Raw genomic sequence first — 16262 nt, 5'->3', positions numbered from 1 at the left:
ATCCGTCAGTATATCCGCCCTGCGATCACTGCCGCACGCTCTTTCCCTGCGGAGGCTGCGCGCTCAAGCATGGCGAGCATGACCGATTCGCTCGCCTCGGCCGACTGTGTGTAGCAGGCGGCCATCTCCGGATCGCTGCCTGCATATAGCCCGGCCAGTGTCCGGCGGCCGGCGGCGTGCGTGATCAGGCGTGCGGTCAGTCCGCGTTCGGCGTCGCTGAGCGACTCGGGAGTGTCTATGGCTATGATCTCTCCGTCGTCGGATACCACGGTGATGTATGGCGCCGCACTGGCTGCGGTCTGTGCTGCCGCAGCTCTCGCCGTCACGGCCAGCGCCTCGCGGTTGTCGGGGGTGAGCAGTCCGGGAGTTGATCGGCCAAGGCGTCTTCTGAGGGCGTTGTCGGCCAGTATTTCCGATATGATTGCGTCTATTGAGATTCCTGTCATTGTCTGGGGGCTTAATTGTTTCTGGAGCTGTTGGTGATGTGTTCTCTGTCAGGTGATCGGTTCTGTGCGTCGCAGGGAGCGTCGCCGCTGTCTTATCCGCTGATATAGCCTCAGGGCGGTCGATGGCTCGATGAAGAAGCCCGATGCGCCTCCGGCAAGCACGTGGGCAAGCGCTTCGCCGCGCCCTATTCCGCGTTTCTGTTGCAGCAGAGCCACTTTGCGCTCGATCTCTTCGCGGCGGCTCGCGGTCGACGGATGTTCGCGACGTCGGCGACGGGAGCTGACCGTCGGCCGGTGAAGATGGCGCATGGCTTGTTCATGGCTTAGATAATACGACGGCGCCGGCATCCGCGAGGCCTTCATGGCTATCTCGGCGGCTGTGAGCGAGCCGCCGCGGGCCGACTCCACCACCGTGCGGCAGGCGGCTATGAAGTCGCGGTCGCGCGGCGATAGAGTCTGATCCTTGGGTCGGTGTGTGGTTGGCATAGTCTTGAACGTGTGAAAAAGGTGTAAAGGGTGTGTGGTTGTGATGTCGGGTGATGCAAAGTTACGTCACGGCATGGGCGATAATCCGACACTACCGTGTTAAAACAGATAAATAAGTGTAGCCGATGTGATGTTTTTTCTTGCTTGTCAGGCGTAGGTCTCTGTTCTTGTTTCGCTTTGTATGCCGTCGATGAGGCGGTTGCGCGAGTCGACAAATGTAGCGAATGCCTCTATCAGGTCTATCAGTGCGGTGGTGGCGTTTCGTGTGCGGGCGTCGTAGAGGGCGGCCGAAGTGTTGCCGGTGGTGTCGCGTCCCTGCAGCGAGCTGTTCACTCCCGAGATCTGTTCGAGCATCGAGGTCTGGATCTGTAGCATCTGTTGGGCGCCGCAGTCGCCCGACGTGGTGAGCTGCCGTGGTTCCGACGAGCGTTCCGACGGTTTGAAGGGCACTATGGCGCCGGGTCGGCTCCACAGATCGGCCAGATCGGCCCAGCTGAGGTCGGACGGAAGCCGGTCGGTGGGGAAGAGCAGCACCCCCTTGGCCGATACGCTCATGATCTTTTCCATCAGCGTGATCATGCGGTTGATGATGCGTTGCTGATCCACTACATCCTCCACAAAGGAGTGGATCTCGCCGTCGGTCAGCGGATACATCTTTATGGCGAACGGATGCCGCCCGTGCGGCCACGGGGAGTCGTATTCGGCCATGACCGTGCCGTCGGGGGCTATCCACCGGCAGTGCCACCGCAGGGTGTCGCAGCGCTTCCAGCTGATGGGTCGGTGTGTGTTGTTCGGTTTGGTAGCGGTGCGGTGTGATTTGCGGCGGCGGTTTATGCGACGGAGTTTGGCTTCCTCCTCCGGATCTACTGCAAACGCCGACCCGCTCTCCGGGTCATAGCAGCGTGTGATGCTGCGTGTTTCGAGTGTCCATAGCTCCACGGCTCTGCACCGGCCGGGCGATGAGGGGCGCATCATCTCCTCTATGGCTTCGGAACTGTAGCCGGTGTCGCTTCGGCCAGCTCGGTTTATGTCAGGGTTTAGATATATCCGCTCTATTGCACGGCGTCGGGCGGTGTCGTGGCGTCCGAGTCTGACGGTCAGCTCCCGAAGGCTCATCTCGTGGATCATCCCTGCTACCTCTATGTCGGCGCCGCGCGGATCGAGGTAGCGGTTGACGAAGAAGCGTTCGGGACTGACATTGTCCACCCACACCCCCTCGCCGTCGAGCCGTTTCTCCGCCACCACGCGCTGCACCGCGCATCCCGATATCAGGAATTCTTCAAGCATTCTCGCATCCATTTCGCGCAGGCTGTTGCGGCGGGCTGTCGTGGCGTCGGTGCCGCAGTCATTCTGGCAGAAGTCACGCCGGTAAAGTCCCACTACGCTTTTCACGAGCTGCCTTATGAGATTGTTTGTCATCGGTCGTTCGCCTCCGTTTCCGGCTGCCTCGCCTTCGCTGACGGTCAGCCCCGACGGGAGTCTGACCGGATCCGACCACTGGTCGCCGTAGGTGTAGCGTTTCAGCCGCCGGCGCTGTTCGCGCAGCGTGCTTCCGGCCATCCATGCCGTCGCAGCGAGTTTCAGTGCGTTTTCGTCGTTATGCATTGTCATCATTTTTTAATTACAACATTCGGCGAGAGAGTGGAGCATGGCCGCGGTGAGCAGATATTCTCCGTCGGGTGGCATCACTACGGCCGTTATACGCTCGGCCGCGGGTCTGTCGCCGTCATAATCGCCATATAGGGTCAGATGCCCTCCGCCGTGATCCACGGCCACCGGTCGGCATCGCCCGGCGCGGCCGTAGGGGTTGCCTTGGTCGGCGGCCGCCTCGCTCTCCGGAGTGGTCATGAGTGCGTCGGCTCTCCATCCGCGCAGCCTCACGGTGGCGGCTCTTATGGCGCGTGCCGGCATATACAGGTCGCAGCTCGAATGGTCGTCGGCGCGTGCGGCGAGTGTGGCCGTGGTCGTGCAGTCGGTAAGCGGCAGATCAGCCGCGTCGGCGTCGGTCATCATCTCTTCGTAGCGCATCCGCAATGTGGTTCGAAGCCATTGGTCGGCCACCGGGGCGTCCTCGCGCGTTATCTCGGTCTCTCCGTCTGCGTCGCCCGAAGGCTCCATGCAGCGCGCGAGTCTCACGCGCTGCAGGAGTTCATCTTCGGTCAGTCTGATCGTGACTGCCATAGGTCAGACGCTGCGGGTCACTCTGACGTGCGACTTCGGATGGCGCAGAGCCAGACAACTCGCTTCGGTGGCTACCACGGCTTCGGTGTTGCGCTGTCCCGATTTGCGCAGGTCGAGGCGCTCCACCTTGAAGGGTACGTGCACGTACTTCACCAGATACTCGGGGTCGATCACCAGGCCGTCGTACTCATGGCCGCACTGGTCGAACACTTCGGCATGGATCACGTAGAGCGAGCCGAACTTCGAGCGTATCTCCGAGAAGTCTATCCCCCAGTGGGTCACCTTGTCGGAGGCCTGCGCCACGCGGGTGTAGCTGATCTTGTTGAGGAGGGCTGTCAGTTCGCTTCCGGCCAGCAGCACTTTGCGTCCCGAGCCGGCGTTGGTGCCTGTGAACGCGCTCTTCATCAGGTCTATCAGAGTATTCTCGTTGATGGTCGTATAGCTGAAGTCGCTTCCGGCCTGGTTCCAGATGCCGCCGGTGAAGAGCACTTCGTCGGAGCGCAGCGGGTCGGTCACTCTGGCTTTGGTGCCGAATAGGAAGCTTTTCTCCATGCCCAGCCGCATGTCCATGATCGCTACCTCCTCCTGGTCGCTGAAAGTCCACCCGGTTTCCTTGGCGCTCTGGCGGGCGAGAATGCTCTGTTCCACTTGAGCCTTAAATATTTGACAGTAGTTTCGGGCTTTGCGCGGAAGGGCTTCGAACTGAGGCGTCTGCACATCGAGCTCGGCTGCGGCGCGTCCCATTCTGACGAGGGTCTTGCCGTTGATCTCTTCGTCGGTTTCGCCGCTCTCTCCGGCGTTGACGGCTATCACGTGAAGTCCCTGACCGCCTTCGCCGCGCCCCACCACGTAGAGCACCAGCGCCGGAGCCGCTTCGCCGGAGCTGTCGGCCACACCCTTGGCACCCATCACCATTATAGTGTCGGTCGGGGCGAAGATGTTGTCGTTGTCGGTAGCTATCTCATACACCGTGCGGCCGCTGCCGTGCTGGTCGTTGAGCGCTTTCAGGTCGCCTATGCCGCGGGCGCTCTGGGCCTTGGTGTCGACCGAATAGTAGTCGACCACCATCGACGCGGCGCGGCGGGCGCCTATCATGCGCGAGATCTGGTCGACAGGAGTGGCCATCGGTCTGACGCGCGCCACGCGGCTGTCTACGTCGTTGCGAAGCAGATCGCCCGAGACTTCGCGGATGTTCACGGTGGTCAGCGGGCCGTCGGCCACGTGGGTGCCTCCGGCCATGCCGTCGGCTTTCACAGAAATTTCTCCCATAATTGTTCTTGGATTTAGTCGTATTATTAAATAGGTGTGTTTTGTTTTTGGCAGAGATCGTGATGCCGTCAGGTCAGTCCCATGCCGTAGGTCGTATGCGGGTCAGGAATTCGTTGTCAATCTCCAGTCGGCTCTGTCGCTCCTCCTCGGCGTCGGTCAGATGACGGTCCTCCCACATCGAGCGGTGGCTCCGGTGCTGTAGCTGTTTTCTCTCCTCCTCGGCTCCCTCACGGCGTCCGCGTTCATATCCCTTGCTCTCGGCCTCGGCTATCATCCTTACCACCTCGGCGAGTTTCATGTCGCCGGTCGTCGGTGTGGCCTCTGTGCCCGGTGCGACTCCGTCAGCCTCGGGTGGAGTGCTGTCGGCGGGCGGATTCTCGTTGTCGGTTGGTTGCGGTTCTGTCAGCTGCAGGCTCTCCCCTGTGGCCTTGGCCTGTTCTTCGGTCTGTTCTTCTTTCATAGTCGTTCGTGGTGTTGTGTTGTTATGCGTTGACAATGCAAAATTACTCCACGTCGACCCCCTTTTCTCTGCGCGTTTGTCGCGTCTGTCGGTTCTCGGTCGATCCCTTGCAGCGGGTCATGATTGGGTTCACGGAAGCTCCGGGATCACCTGCTTCACCTCCTTGAACCAATACTCCCGCCCGTTGTCGAGTATCAGCCGCCCGGTGCGTTCCACCCGGGCTATGCCGGCTCTGAACACTTCGCCGCTCGCCGCATCCTCCCACAGATGCCGGCCCTCGCGGCGCCACAGCCTCGCGGCGTAGCTCCGCTCTATCTCGTCGGCACCGGCAGGGAGCATGGCCGTCAGCCGCGCCACGCGCTCCACCAGAAGCCGGGCTGTTGCGGCCGTATCATACTCCTCCCCTGTGAGCTGACGCATGCTCACCGGATTGGGGGCATCGCTCCGCCACACGCTCTGATTTACATTAAGCCCTATTCCGGCTATGGCGCGGCTTATGCGTCCGCCCTCGAGTCCGCATTCTATCAGTATGCCCGCTATCTTCTGTTGGCCGACGTAGATGTCGTTGGGCCACTTCACTTCGGCCTGAACCCCTGTCAGCTCGGCGACCACACCGGCCGTGGCTATCGCCACAGCTTCCGACACCATGAACTGCTCGCGGGCCTCAACACCCTCCGGACGCAGCATCACCGACAGTGTCACGTTCTGTCCCGCCTCGCTCTCCCAGCTGTTGCCGCGCTGTCCGCGTCCGGCAGTCTGGCGCCGCGCCATGATGGCGTAGCCGTGGGGCAGCGCTTCGCGGCGGTCGGTCTCGGTCATGACGCTGTTGGTCGAGCCGGCCTCGTCCATGATGGTCAGCAGTGCCTGATGTGTGCTGTCGCCGGCGGACGGGCCGGCGCTTTGAGCGCTCTTTGCGTGTCGGTATGATTCGTGCATTTTCTACGTTGAATGAATTGTATTATATATGCAAAATTACGGAAAAATTACAATTTTCAAGAATTGACTGTTAAAATCGGAGAATTTATCGCTGTGTCCTTGCGAGATTTATTAAAAACGATTAAATTTGCGCTTTGATAATTTTCGTTGACACATTTTCACGTCTCTCTGTAGCCGGGTGTCGCGGAAGTTTCGCTCCGCTCCGTCGCTGACGGCAAGGAGCACGGATTCAGCCGCGTGACGCGGATTCCGGTGTTGACCAGTATTGACAGTCACATATTGTATAATTATTTTTTAGTATGAAAAAGTTGTTTTTGTTACTCATGACCGTGGCTATGTTTGCGGTTGCTTCCGCCCAGGAACGCACCGTGACGGGTCAGGTCATCTACGCCGGCGACGGCGAGCCTCTTGTAGGCGCCTCTGTCCTTCCGATAGGAGGGGGCGTGGGATGCTCCACCGACATCGACGGTAATTTTACACTTAAAGTCGGTGCCAATGTGAAGCGGCTCAAAGTCAGCTACGTCGGCATGAAGACTGCTGAAGTCGACATCACATCCGACAAGATGATCATCAAGCTCGACGATGCCGAAAACCGACTCGACGAAGTCATGGTCGTGGCCTACGGTACAGCCACTAAGGAGGCATTCACCGGATCGGCCGCCGTCATCGACGCTTCGCAGATCGAGAAGTCGCAGGTCAGCAACGCGCTCAACGCCCTTAACTCGAAAGTGGCCGGAGTGCAGCTCACCAATGCTTCAGGAGCTCCCGGCACCACCACACCCACTATCCGTATCCGTGGTATCTCTTCGATCAACGCCGGCAACGCGCCGCTCGTGATCGTCGACGGAGCACCCTTCTCGGGCGATATGAACACCATCAACTCGCAGGATATAGCATCGATGACTGTGCTTAAGGATGCTGCTTCCAACGCGCTCTATGGTGCCCGCGGTGCCAACGGTGTCATCCTCATCACCACCAAAAAAGGACAGCTCGGAACGGGTGCCACTGTGACAGTCGACGCCAAATGGGGCGCCAACACACGTGCCACACAGGACTACGACCTCATCAAGGATCCCCGTCAGTACTACGAGGTCTACTACAGCTCCCTCAACCGCTACGCGATGGACAAGATGCAGCTCAGCTCGCAGGCGGCCTACCAGTGGGCCAACCAGAACCTCACCGCAGCCAACGACTACGGTCTCTGGTATCAGACCTACACCGCACCTCAGGGACAGTATCTCGTGGGTGAGAACGGTAAGTTCAACCCCGCCGCAACAAAAGGCTACATGCGCTCGTATCGCGGTGAGGAATACTGGATGGAGCCCGACAACTGGCTCGACGCTTCATATAAGAACAGCCTCCGTCAGGAGTACAACATGAGCGTGAGCAACGGCACCGACCAGACCTCATTCTATGCATCGGCCGGATTCCTCAACAACGAAGGTATCACACCAAACACCGGATTCAAACGCTTCACCGGGCGACTCTCGGCCGACACACAGGCCAAGTCGTGGCTCAAACTCGGCGGAAGCATGAGCTACACACACTACTCCGCATCGCGCATGTCGGAGGACGGAACGAGCAACTCGTCGGGCAACATATTCGCTGCAGCCACCGAGGTAGCTCCCATCTACCCCCTCTTCATCCGCAACGGACAGAAGGACATCATTATCGACCAGAACGGCATCAAGCGCTATGACTACGGCGACGGAGAGAACGCCGGACTCCAGCGTCCCGTGTTCGGACAGTCCAACGCTATCTCCAGCACTATTCTCGATACCAACAAATACAACGGCAACGCTCTCAGCGGCTCAGGTTTCGTGGAAATCCGCTTCCTCAAGGACTTCAAGTTTACATCCAACAACTCGGTTGACTACAACGAAACACGCTACAGCTCTATCACCAACCCCTACTACGGAGGATACGCTTCATCCAACGGTATAGTCACCAAGACCTCCACCCACCGTCTGAGCACCACATTCCAGCAGCTCCTCAACTGGAACCACATGTTCAACGGCGTGCACGAAGTGACCGCCCTCGTTGGCCACGAGTTCTATCAGGATAAGTACAACTACCTCTCGGCCAACCGCTCGAATATGTTTGATCCCTCCAACGACGAACTCGATGGAGCTATCCTCTCGGGTGAGTCTGGATCTTACCGCACCTACTACAACAACGAAGGCTGGCTCTTCCGCGGACAGTACAACTACGCTCAGAAATACTTCGGATCGGTTTCGTTCCGTCGCGACGCTTCATCGCGCTTCCACCCCGACAACCGCTGGGGCAACTTCTGGAGTGCCGGCGGAGCATGGATCATATCCAAGGAAAGCTTCTTCGACGTTTCGTGGGTCGACATGCTGAAAATCAAGTTCTCTTACGGTGAACAGGGTAATGATAATATCAACAACTTCCTCTACACCAATACCTACAACATCATCAACGGTTCGGGCATGCCCGCAGCCACCCCCGCCACCAAGGGCAACCCCGATATCTCCTGGGAGAAAAACGGCAACCTCAACGGCGGCGTCGAGTTCGACTTCTTCAACTCGCGCCTCTCGGGTAGCATCGAAGGCTTCTACCGCAAGACATCCGACATGCTCTCATGGTTCCCCCTCCCCCCGTCGTTCGGCTACACCGGCTACTGGGACAACATCGGCGACATGACCAACACCGGTGTCGAGGTCGACCTCACTGGCACAATCATCAACACCCGCGACATCACCTGGAGCGTCAACGCCAACCTTACCTACTACAAAAACAAGATCTCCTACCTCCCCGAAGAGCGTAAGACGATGGATATCGACGGATATCGCGGATATTCATCCGGCACCCACTTCTACGGCGAGGGACTTCCCCTCTACAGCTACCGCATGTACCGCTACGCAGGTGTCAGTCAGGAGGACGGTACAGCTCTCTACTACCACAAGGTCCTTGACGAAAACAAACAGCCTACCGGTGAACTTGAAAAGGTTTCATACGACAAGCTGACCAACAATGACTACTTCATCCTCGACAGCGCTCTGCCTAAGGTCTACGGCGGATTCGGCACGCAGCTGACCGCCTACGGTTTCGACCTCTCGCTCGACTTCGGTTACTCGATCGGCGGCAAGGTCTATGACGGCCAGTACGCTCTCTTCATGGGCAATCCCACCTCAGGCTCGAAAGGCTACAACTGGCATGCCGACATACTCAAGGCATGGACTCCCGAAAAACCCTCCAGCTCCATACCGCGTCTGCAGTACGGCGACCTCTACGCCACTTCGACATCCGACCGTTTCCTCGAAAGCGCCGACTACCTGAGCCTCAACACCATCAACTTCGGATACACGCTGCCACAGAACATCACTGCCAAGATGTTCCTCACAAAACTCCGTGTCTATTTCCAGGCCGAGAACGTATGGCTTTGGACAAAGCGTCAGGGCATCGACCCCCGTCAGTCGCTCAGCGGCTCTATCAACAACACCTACTATGCGCCCATCCGCACACTCAGCGGTGGCCTGACAGTGACGTTCTAAACTTTTCAAACGAATTACACAATGAACAACATATTCAAGTCATTACTGGCTGCAGCAGTCGTAGCGCCCGCGCTTACCGGCTGCGTTGAGGAAACATTCCCCACCAGCGGAGCCACACAGGATCAGCTGGCCGCTTCCTCCAAGGCCACCGAGGCCCTCCTCTGGGCTATGCCGGCCTACTACAATACATTCGACATCATGGACAACGGTCAGGCCTACGACTGGGGCTACGGCGCGCTTATGCATGTCCGCGACGTCATGACCTCCGATTTCGCAGTTTGCGCTTCGGGCTACGACTGGTTCTCTGCATGGGAGCAGAATCAGTATATCGGTCCGATGTATATGCGCACGCAGTGGTACTGGAACTTCTACAACAAACAGGTGCTCACATGCAACAACCTCATGGCATCGTTTGATCTCGCCACTGCCGACGAGGCGCAGAAGACCTTCTACGGAGCCGGACTCGCTTTCCGTGCGTCGACATATCTCGATATGGCTCGCGTATATGAGTTCCTGCCCAACGACGGAACATCCTCTGTCAACCTCAACGGCAACGACGTAGCCGGACTTACCGTGCCCATCGTTACCGAGAAGACCACCGAGGCCGAGTCGCGCAACAATCCCCGCGTGCCCCGTCAGCAGATGTTCGAGTTTATCATCGGCGACCTCGACCAGGCCGAGCAGCTCATCGCTTCCGGCGTTCAGACCTCCGACGACTGGCACAACATCCCCGACATCGCCGTGGTCTACGGACTCAAGGCCCGCACATACATGTGGGTTGAAGACTATCCCAAGGCTGCCGAATATGCCCGCAAGGCCATCGACACCGGCAAGTACGCTCCGCTGACCCGCGAGGAGTGGCTCAGCACCACCGACGGATTCAACAACTCCCAGCTCGGACGCTCATGGATGTGGTGCGCCAAGACTATGAAAGAGGACGCATGCGTGCAGTCGGGCATCCTCAACTGGACCGCATGGGCATCCAACGAGGCGCAGTACGGCTACGCCGCGGCAGGTCCCTACAACATGATCAGCGTCGCTCTCTACAACAAGATGAGCGACCGCGACTTCCGCAAGCTCTCATACAAGGCTCCCGAAGGTTCTGTTCTGGCTGGCCAGGAACCGGTTATCGATGCAGCTTTCGCAGCTACGCTTCCCGCTTACTCTTCGTTCAAGTTCCGTCCCGGAGCCGGCAACATTGACGATTACAATGTCGGATCGGCTACATGTCTGCCATTGATGCGTATCGAGGAAATGTATCTCATCGAGGCCGAGGCCGTGGCTCACACCGCTCCCGCGCAGGGCAAGCAGCTTCTTGAGGACTTCATGAAGACATATCGTTACAATGTTTACTCCTGCCGTGCTACTGACAAGGACGGTATTATCGACGAGATCTTCACCCAGAAGTGCATCGAGCTGTGGGGCGAGGGACAGACTTTCTTCGACTACAAGCGTCTCAACAAGCCAGTTGTCCGCGGCTACGAAGGTACCAACTTCCAGCAGTCGGCACAGTTCAACACCACCACACGTCCCGCATGGATGAACTTCTGTATCGTTGAAACCGAAGGCAACAACAACGAGGCTGTCAAGGACTGGAACAACCCCGATCCCTCTGACTGCTACCCCTCGCTCAAATACTAATCAAGCATCATAATACTTTTTAGAATATGAAATTCAACAAAATACTCGCTCTGCCGGCCCTGGCCCTCACTATGTGGGGACTCGGTGCCTGCACCGACGAGGTGAAATATGATCCCGCAGAGCAGCTCTCCACGCCGCAGGTCTATTTCCCCACTACAACACCGTCCGCTGTCGACATCGAGGAAAACCAGACATCCGTCACTGTCAACGTCGAGCGCGTCAACACTTCGGGTGCCATCACCGTGCCTGTCACTGCCACTGCTACAGTAGGCGGAGAGGCTACCGACATCTTCACCGTGTCGAGCGTGGCTGCTTTTGCCGACGGATCGGCTACTGCTCCCATCTCCATCGACTTCGACTTCTCGAAGATACAGCAGGAAACCAAATATACCATCAGCCTTGCCATCGAGGGCGCTGATCTGACTCCTTACGGCAAGTCGCAGCAGACCATCACGCTGCAGTATGCTCCCTGGACCGCATGGACTAAAGCCGGTGAGGCTGTATACACATGCTCTGCTTTCGGATTTACTGAGTCGCAGCCTGTTATGACACGTACGTCGCTTGTCAACCCGGATCTTCAGGAGTTCAAGTTCGCTGCCGGAACTCTTTTCCCAAAAGAGATACTTGTGCAGCTCAATAAGAAAACCAACATCGTTACTGTTCCGCGTCAGGCTACAGGCGCCAAGAATGGAGAATATGAGGTTCAGATCTGCGATTTGTACACCTTCACCACGCAAGTGGCTGGCGGGCTTGACTCGACTCCTTATGAGAAAACAAGCCGCTTCGACCAGGCTACAGGACTGATGACCATAAATATGGCTTATTTCTGGGACAAGGGTGCAGGACAGCTTGGATGGACTGGCCCGGATGGCTTCGACTATATGCAGCTCCCGGGATACCCTGACTATGAGATGATGGTCAGCAACGACGGTTCGTTCGTAAGCGAAGACAGCAAGGAGTATGCCATACTCAATGTTGTCAAGGGCGCTGATGTTGCCAACTACGCTTTCCGCATCTATCCCGGAGCGCTTGGCAATGCTGATATCGCCCAGAAAGTCGCCGATATAAAGGCCGCTATAGCAGCTGATACGGAAAGCCTCTACAGCGCAGGCAGAAGCTTTGAGATCCAGATGACCACGACCGGTTATTATACCGTTGTCATCCTCCCGGTCAATGCCGCCGGAGAGGCGCAGACCGAGTATGTCTATACATTCCGTTATGAGATGCAGACTGTCGACTGGAATGCAGGATGGAAGACTGTTACTAAGGTCGTTGACGACCAGGAAGTGCCTGTGCAGGCTCTTTACAGCGATGCATTCTTCGCAGGTCTGATCACGCGTCAGCCCATGCAGTGGTTCGTTACCGTTCAGGAAAGCATCAAATACCCCGGTTACTACCGTATCGTTAAACCGTATGCAACAGAGCTTGACGAAGATGGAACCACAGTGGGAGATTACTACGGTTATCCCTGCGATCGCGGTCACTTCTACGTTTACATCGATGCTACCGATCCCGATAATGTTGTGGTAGAGCCCTCTTCCATAAGCATGGGCTTTGCAGTCGGAAGCGCTAAAAGCGGTAAGCTTGTCGATGGCACCAAGTTCGTGTTCCCCGCTCAAAGTGTAGGTATTTACAATGGCGTAGATCCTGCAACAGGAGAATATCTGTGGCGTTGCGCATGGAACGAAGAGTGTGCGATCCTTGATCTCGATCCGAAAGCCGACGATGAAGAAGAAGCTTCGGTTTCTTCTGTCAAAGTGCCTTACGCGGTTTCGGCCAAGCCCGCAGCTAAGGTTGCAGACCACGGTATGCCTGTGAAAGTTCGTAAGCCTATGTCAAAGACATATACTGTCAAGGCACTCTGAATCGATTATATGCAGTGACGGTGTCGGATCTGATGCCGTCAGTGTGTTGGACAAGCATTCTATACCTGTTGAGGGGCTGCGTCATGCGATGCAGCCCCTCTGTCTGTTTCCTCCTTTTTGCGTTCGAGGCATTCAGCCCAGGGTATGATTTTGCCGTTTAGGGAAACTTTCTGTAATTTTGCGATGTTTCTACTTGTGAGAAATTAATGACTCGCAAAATTGGCTATTAGTGATTTTTGAGAGTTACTTACCGTTTGTTAATCTATAATCCACTTCTAAATGAACTTCTTCCGACATCTTGTCATCCCGGCACTTGCAGCTGTAGCCACTGGTTGCGGGCACCGCAGCGCAGCGCCGGCCACCGATCCGTCGGCATATATGCCGCTTGATTCAATAGCGCTTGCCGACTCGGTCAGCCGCGACGGATCGCAGGCATCGGTCAATATCCGGCTCGTCTATCCTGTAGGAGGAGATGCCGCGGCCGACTCCATCCGTCAGTGGATAGCCGACGTCATGTCGGCGGCATCGGCCGGAGAATATGGCCCCACGGCCTTCACTGCCTCCGGAGCTGAGTCGGTCCCGTCGGTGGCGCGTGAAGTGGCCGATTCGCTTCTGGCCATGTCGGCTCGCGATTTCGCTTCCATGCGCTCCGAAATGCCCGACAGAGATATGTCCTATACATTCGATTACTCCGCCGACACCGTGGCCGTAACCCCGGGCTACGCCACGTTCAGTTTCAGCGGCTACACTTACCAAGGAGGCGCCCACGGCTCGGCATACGTCATCCCTGCTCTGTTCGCCCTCCCTTCAGGCCGGCAGATCACATGGGACTCGCTGATCGCTCCCGGCAAGCAGACCCAGCTGCTCGACATGATACGCCGCGCGCTCATGGAGCAATACTTCGAGGTGTCGACCACCGAGGCATTGGCCGACATGCTCCTGGTCAGTCCGTCGGAGATACAGCTTCCCGCCGCAGGCCCGGCACTGACGCCACGCGGACTCGAAGTCATCTACCAGCAATATGAGATCGCACCCTACGCAGCCGGTATGCCCTCCTGCACCATCCCCATGGACGACCTCCGCCCCCTTCTCGACCCCTCCCTCCACCTCTGATCCCGCTCTCACTCTCTTCTCTCTACTCTCTCCTCTCTACTCCGACAGAATATACGATTACTTCGATAGCTCTGATTACTTCGATCCCCCCGAAAAAATCCACGCCCGAAGGCTCTTGGCTCTCCGGGCGTGGATTTTTTTTATATTGCAGGCAGCGCGTCAGCGTATGAAAAGCAGCTCGCGGTATTTGGGCAGAGGCCACATCTCATTGTCGACCATCAGCTCAAGCTTGTCGATATGATAGCGGATAGTGTCCATGTGGGGCACCACACGGTCGTGGTAGGCCAGAGCCTTCTCGCGCTCCGACTCCAGACGGTTGGCCACACGGCGGTCGTCGACCATCGCGGCCACCTCCTCGCGTATGACGGTGATGTGCTGGGTGAGTTTCTCGATCGAGTCGGTCACCGAGGCGGTGAGATCCGTGCGGTCGATGCCAAACACCTGACGCATCTTCAGCACATTGTCGAGAAGTATCGACTGATACTGCGTGGCCACCGGTATCACATGGTTTATTGCCAGATCGCCGAGCACACGGGCCTCGATCTGCACTTTCTTGGTGTACATCTCCCATTTCACCTCGTTGCGGGCCGCAAGCTCCACTTCGGAAAACACTCCCGTGGTGCGGAACATATCCACCGACGATTTGCGCTGATAAGCGTCGAAAATCAGCGGCACCGACGTCTCGCAGTCAAGACCGCGGCGGGCAGCCTCCTCCTTCCATTCGTCTGAGTAGCCGTTGCCGTCGAAATGTATCGCTTTCGACGATTTGATCAGGATGTGGATCTCCTCAAGTATCGCGTCGTTCTGGCTCAGGCCGGAGGCCATCCGCTCGTCGACGGCTTTCTTGAAGAGTATGAGCTGCTCGGCTACGGCTGCGTTGAGCGCTATCATGGCGGCGCCGCAGTTGGCCGAAGAGCCGACGGCGCGGAATTCAAACCTGTTGCCGGTGAAGGCAAAGGGCGAAGTGCGGTTGCGGTCGGTGTTGTCGCGCATGATCTCCGGTATCTGACTCAGGTTCAGCTCCAGCTCCTTGCGTGCGGCCAGATTGGTAAGCTCGGCGTTGGTGGAGTGCTCGATGCGCTCAAGTATGCCAGCTATCTGCGAACCCATGAATATCGATATGATGGCCGGGGGAGCCTCGTTGGCGCCCAGACGGTGGGCGTTGGTGGCCGACATTATCGATGCCTTGAGCAGGGCGTTGTGGCGGTGTACGGCCGCCATCACGTTGACCGTGAAGGTCAGGAATCGCAGATTGTCGGTGTGGCTGCGGCCGGGAGCGAAGAGCAGGGTGCCCTTGTCAGTGCCGAGGCTCCAGTTGTTGTGTTTGCCCGAACCGTTGATGCCGGCGAAGGGCTTCTCGTGGAGAAGCACGCGGAAGTGGTGGCGGCGCGCCACCTCGGCCATCACCGACATGATCAGCTGGTTGTGGTCGTTGGCCAGATTGGCTTCCTCGAATACCGGCGCAAGCTCAAACTGGTTTGGGGCAACCTCGTTGTGGCGTGTCTTGGCGGGAATGCCGAGCTTGTGGCACTCTATCTCGAGGTCGAGCATGAACGCCTCCACGCGCGAAGGTATGGCACCGAAATAGTGATCCTCGAGCTGCTGGTTCTTGGCCGATTCATGCCCCATGAGGGTGCGGCCTGTGAGCATCAGGTCGGGACGCGCCGAGTAAAGGCTCTCGTCGACAAGAAAATACTCCTGTTCCCAGCCAAGATACGTGCGCACATGCTCCACATCCGGATCAAACATCTTCGCCACAGCGGTTGCCGCCTTGTCAACGCTGTTGAGCGCGCGGAGCAGGGGAGTCTTGTAGTCGAGGCTTTCGCCTGTATAGGATATGAATATGGTGGGTATGCACAGGGTGTTGCCTATGATGAAGGCCGGCGACGATATGTCCCATGCCGAATATCCGCGGGCCTCGAAGGTGTTGCGGATGCCGCCGTTGGGGAAGCTCGACGCGTCGGGCTCCTGCTGCACGAGCAGCTTGCCGTTGAAGCATTCGATCACTCCGCCCTTGCCGTCGTGCTCTATGAAGGAATCATGTTTCTCTGCGGTGGTTTCGGTCAGAGGCTGAAACCAGTGGGTATAGTGGCGAGCGCCGTTGTCGAGCGCCCAGCGCTTCATCCCTTCGGCCACGCTGTCGGCCACTTCACGCTGCAGAGGCTGTTTGTTGTCGATTGCGCTGCAGAGCGCCTGATAGGTGTCGGCAGGCAGGTATTCAAACATCTTCTGGCGGTTGAACACATACTTGCCGTAATACTTTTCGGGTCTTTCACTCGGGATTTCCACCGGGTCGGCCTTGCGGTTAAACGCTTCATCGACCACTTTGAATCTCAATGATTCCATCTTT

At 57.6% G+C, this 16262-nt stretch carries 12 protein-coding genes; 4 read left to right on the top strand and 8 right to left on the bottom strand.

All coding sequences use genetic code 11. The features are described from left to right. Window positions 1-5 precede the first annotated feature (5 nt). The 7 genes from NF347_RS10790 to NF347_RS10760 form a co-directional block, all read right to left on the bottom strand. Entirely contained in the window at window positions 6-446 is a 441-nt protein-coding gene (locus tag NF347_RS10790; protein ID WP_107681359.1) for a hypothetical protein, read from the bottom strand. A gap of 48 nt (window positions 447-494) precedes the next feature. Further along, complete coding sequence (locus NF347_RS10785; protein ID WP_107681360.1) at window positions 495-932, bottom strand: hypothetical protein; 438 nt, start codon at window positions 930-932, stop codon at window positions 495-497. A gap of 147 nt (window positions 933-1079) precedes the next feature. Beyond that, entirely contained in the window at window positions 1080-2546 is a 1467-nt protein-coding gene (locus NF347_RS10780) for a portal protein (protein WP_107681361.1), read from the bottom strand. A gap of 3 nt (window positions 2547-2549) precedes the next feature. Continuing rightward, entirely contained in the window at window positions 2550-3113 is a 564-nt protein-coding gene (locus tag NF347_RS10775) for a hypothetical protein (RefSeq protein ID WP_107035044.1), read from the bottom strand. 3 nt (window positions 3114-3116) lie between these two features. Continuing rightward, entirely contained in the window at window positions 3117-4382 is a 1266-nt protein-coding gene (locus tag NF347_RS10770) for an SU10 major capsid protein (RefSeq protein ID WP_107035045.1), read from the bottom strand. 73 nt (window positions 4383-4455) lie between these two features. Then, window positions 4456-4842, bottom strand: coding sequence for a hypothetical protein (locus NF347_RS10765; RefSeq protein WP_107035046.1), 387 nt, complete (start codon window positions 4840-4842; stop codon window positions 4456-4458). Between the two features lie 129 nt (window positions 4843-4971). After that, the gene (locus NF347_RS10760; protein ID WP_107035047.1) at window positions 4972-5778 is read right to left on the bottom strand and encodes a biotin--[acetyl-CoA-carboxylase] ligase; all 807 of its coding nucleotides are present in this window, start codon (window positions 5776-5778) and stop codon (window positions 4972-4974) included. A 299-nt stretch (window positions 5779-6077) separates the two neighbouring features. Between NF347_RS10760 and NF347_RS10755 the strand changes: the two genes are divergently transcribed. From NF347_RS10755 to NF347_RS10740, 4 genes are all read left to right on the top strand, one after another. Beyond that, window positions 6078-9293: a SusC/RagA family TonB-linked outer membrane protein gene (locus NF347_RS10755; protein ID WP_107035048.1), complete on the top strand. Its 3216-nt coding sequence runs from the start codon at window positions 6078-6080 to the stop codon at window positions 9291-9293. 21 nt (window positions 9294-9314) lie between these two features. Continuing rightward, a complete protein-coding gene (locus NF347_RS10750) occupies window positions 9315-10934 on the top strand; it encodes a RagB/SusD family nutrient uptake outer membrane protein (RefSeq protein WP_107035049.1) in 1620 nt (539 codons plus the stop codon). 26 nt (window positions 10935-10960) lie between these two features. Next, window positions 10961-12799, top strand: coding sequence for a hypothetical protein (locus tag NF347_RS10745; protein ID WP_107681362.1), 1839 nt, complete (start codon window positions 10961-10963; stop codon window positions 12797-12799). Window positions 12800-13078: 279 nt separating this feature from the next. Beyond that, window positions 13079-13912, top strand: coding sequence for a DUF3298 and DUF4163 domain-containing protein (locus NF347_RS10740; RefSeq protein ID WP_107035051.1), 834 nt, complete (start codon window positions 13079-13081; stop codon window positions 13910-13912). A 159-nt stretch (window positions 13913-14071) separates the two neighbouring features. Here NF347_RS10740 and NF347_RS10735 read toward each other — a convergent pair whose 3' ends face one another. After that, window positions 14072-16258, bottom strand: a complete 2187-nt coding sequence (locus tag NF347_RS10735; RefSeq protein ID WP_107035052.1) for a glutamine synthetase III family protein — start codon at window positions 16256-16258, stop codon at window positions 14072-14074. Window positions 16259-16262 lie beyond the last annotated feature (4 nt).

Origin of the sequence: Paramuribaculum intestinale (assembly GCF_030759015.1) — a bacterium.
Taxonomy (GTDB): Bacteria; Bacteroidota; Bacteroidia; order Bacteroidales; family Muribaculaceae; genus Paramuribaculum; species Paramuribaculum intestinale.
The sequence above is the reverse complement of the archived record's forward strand: the minus strand, read 5'-3'. Positions and strand labels throughout refer to the sequence as shown.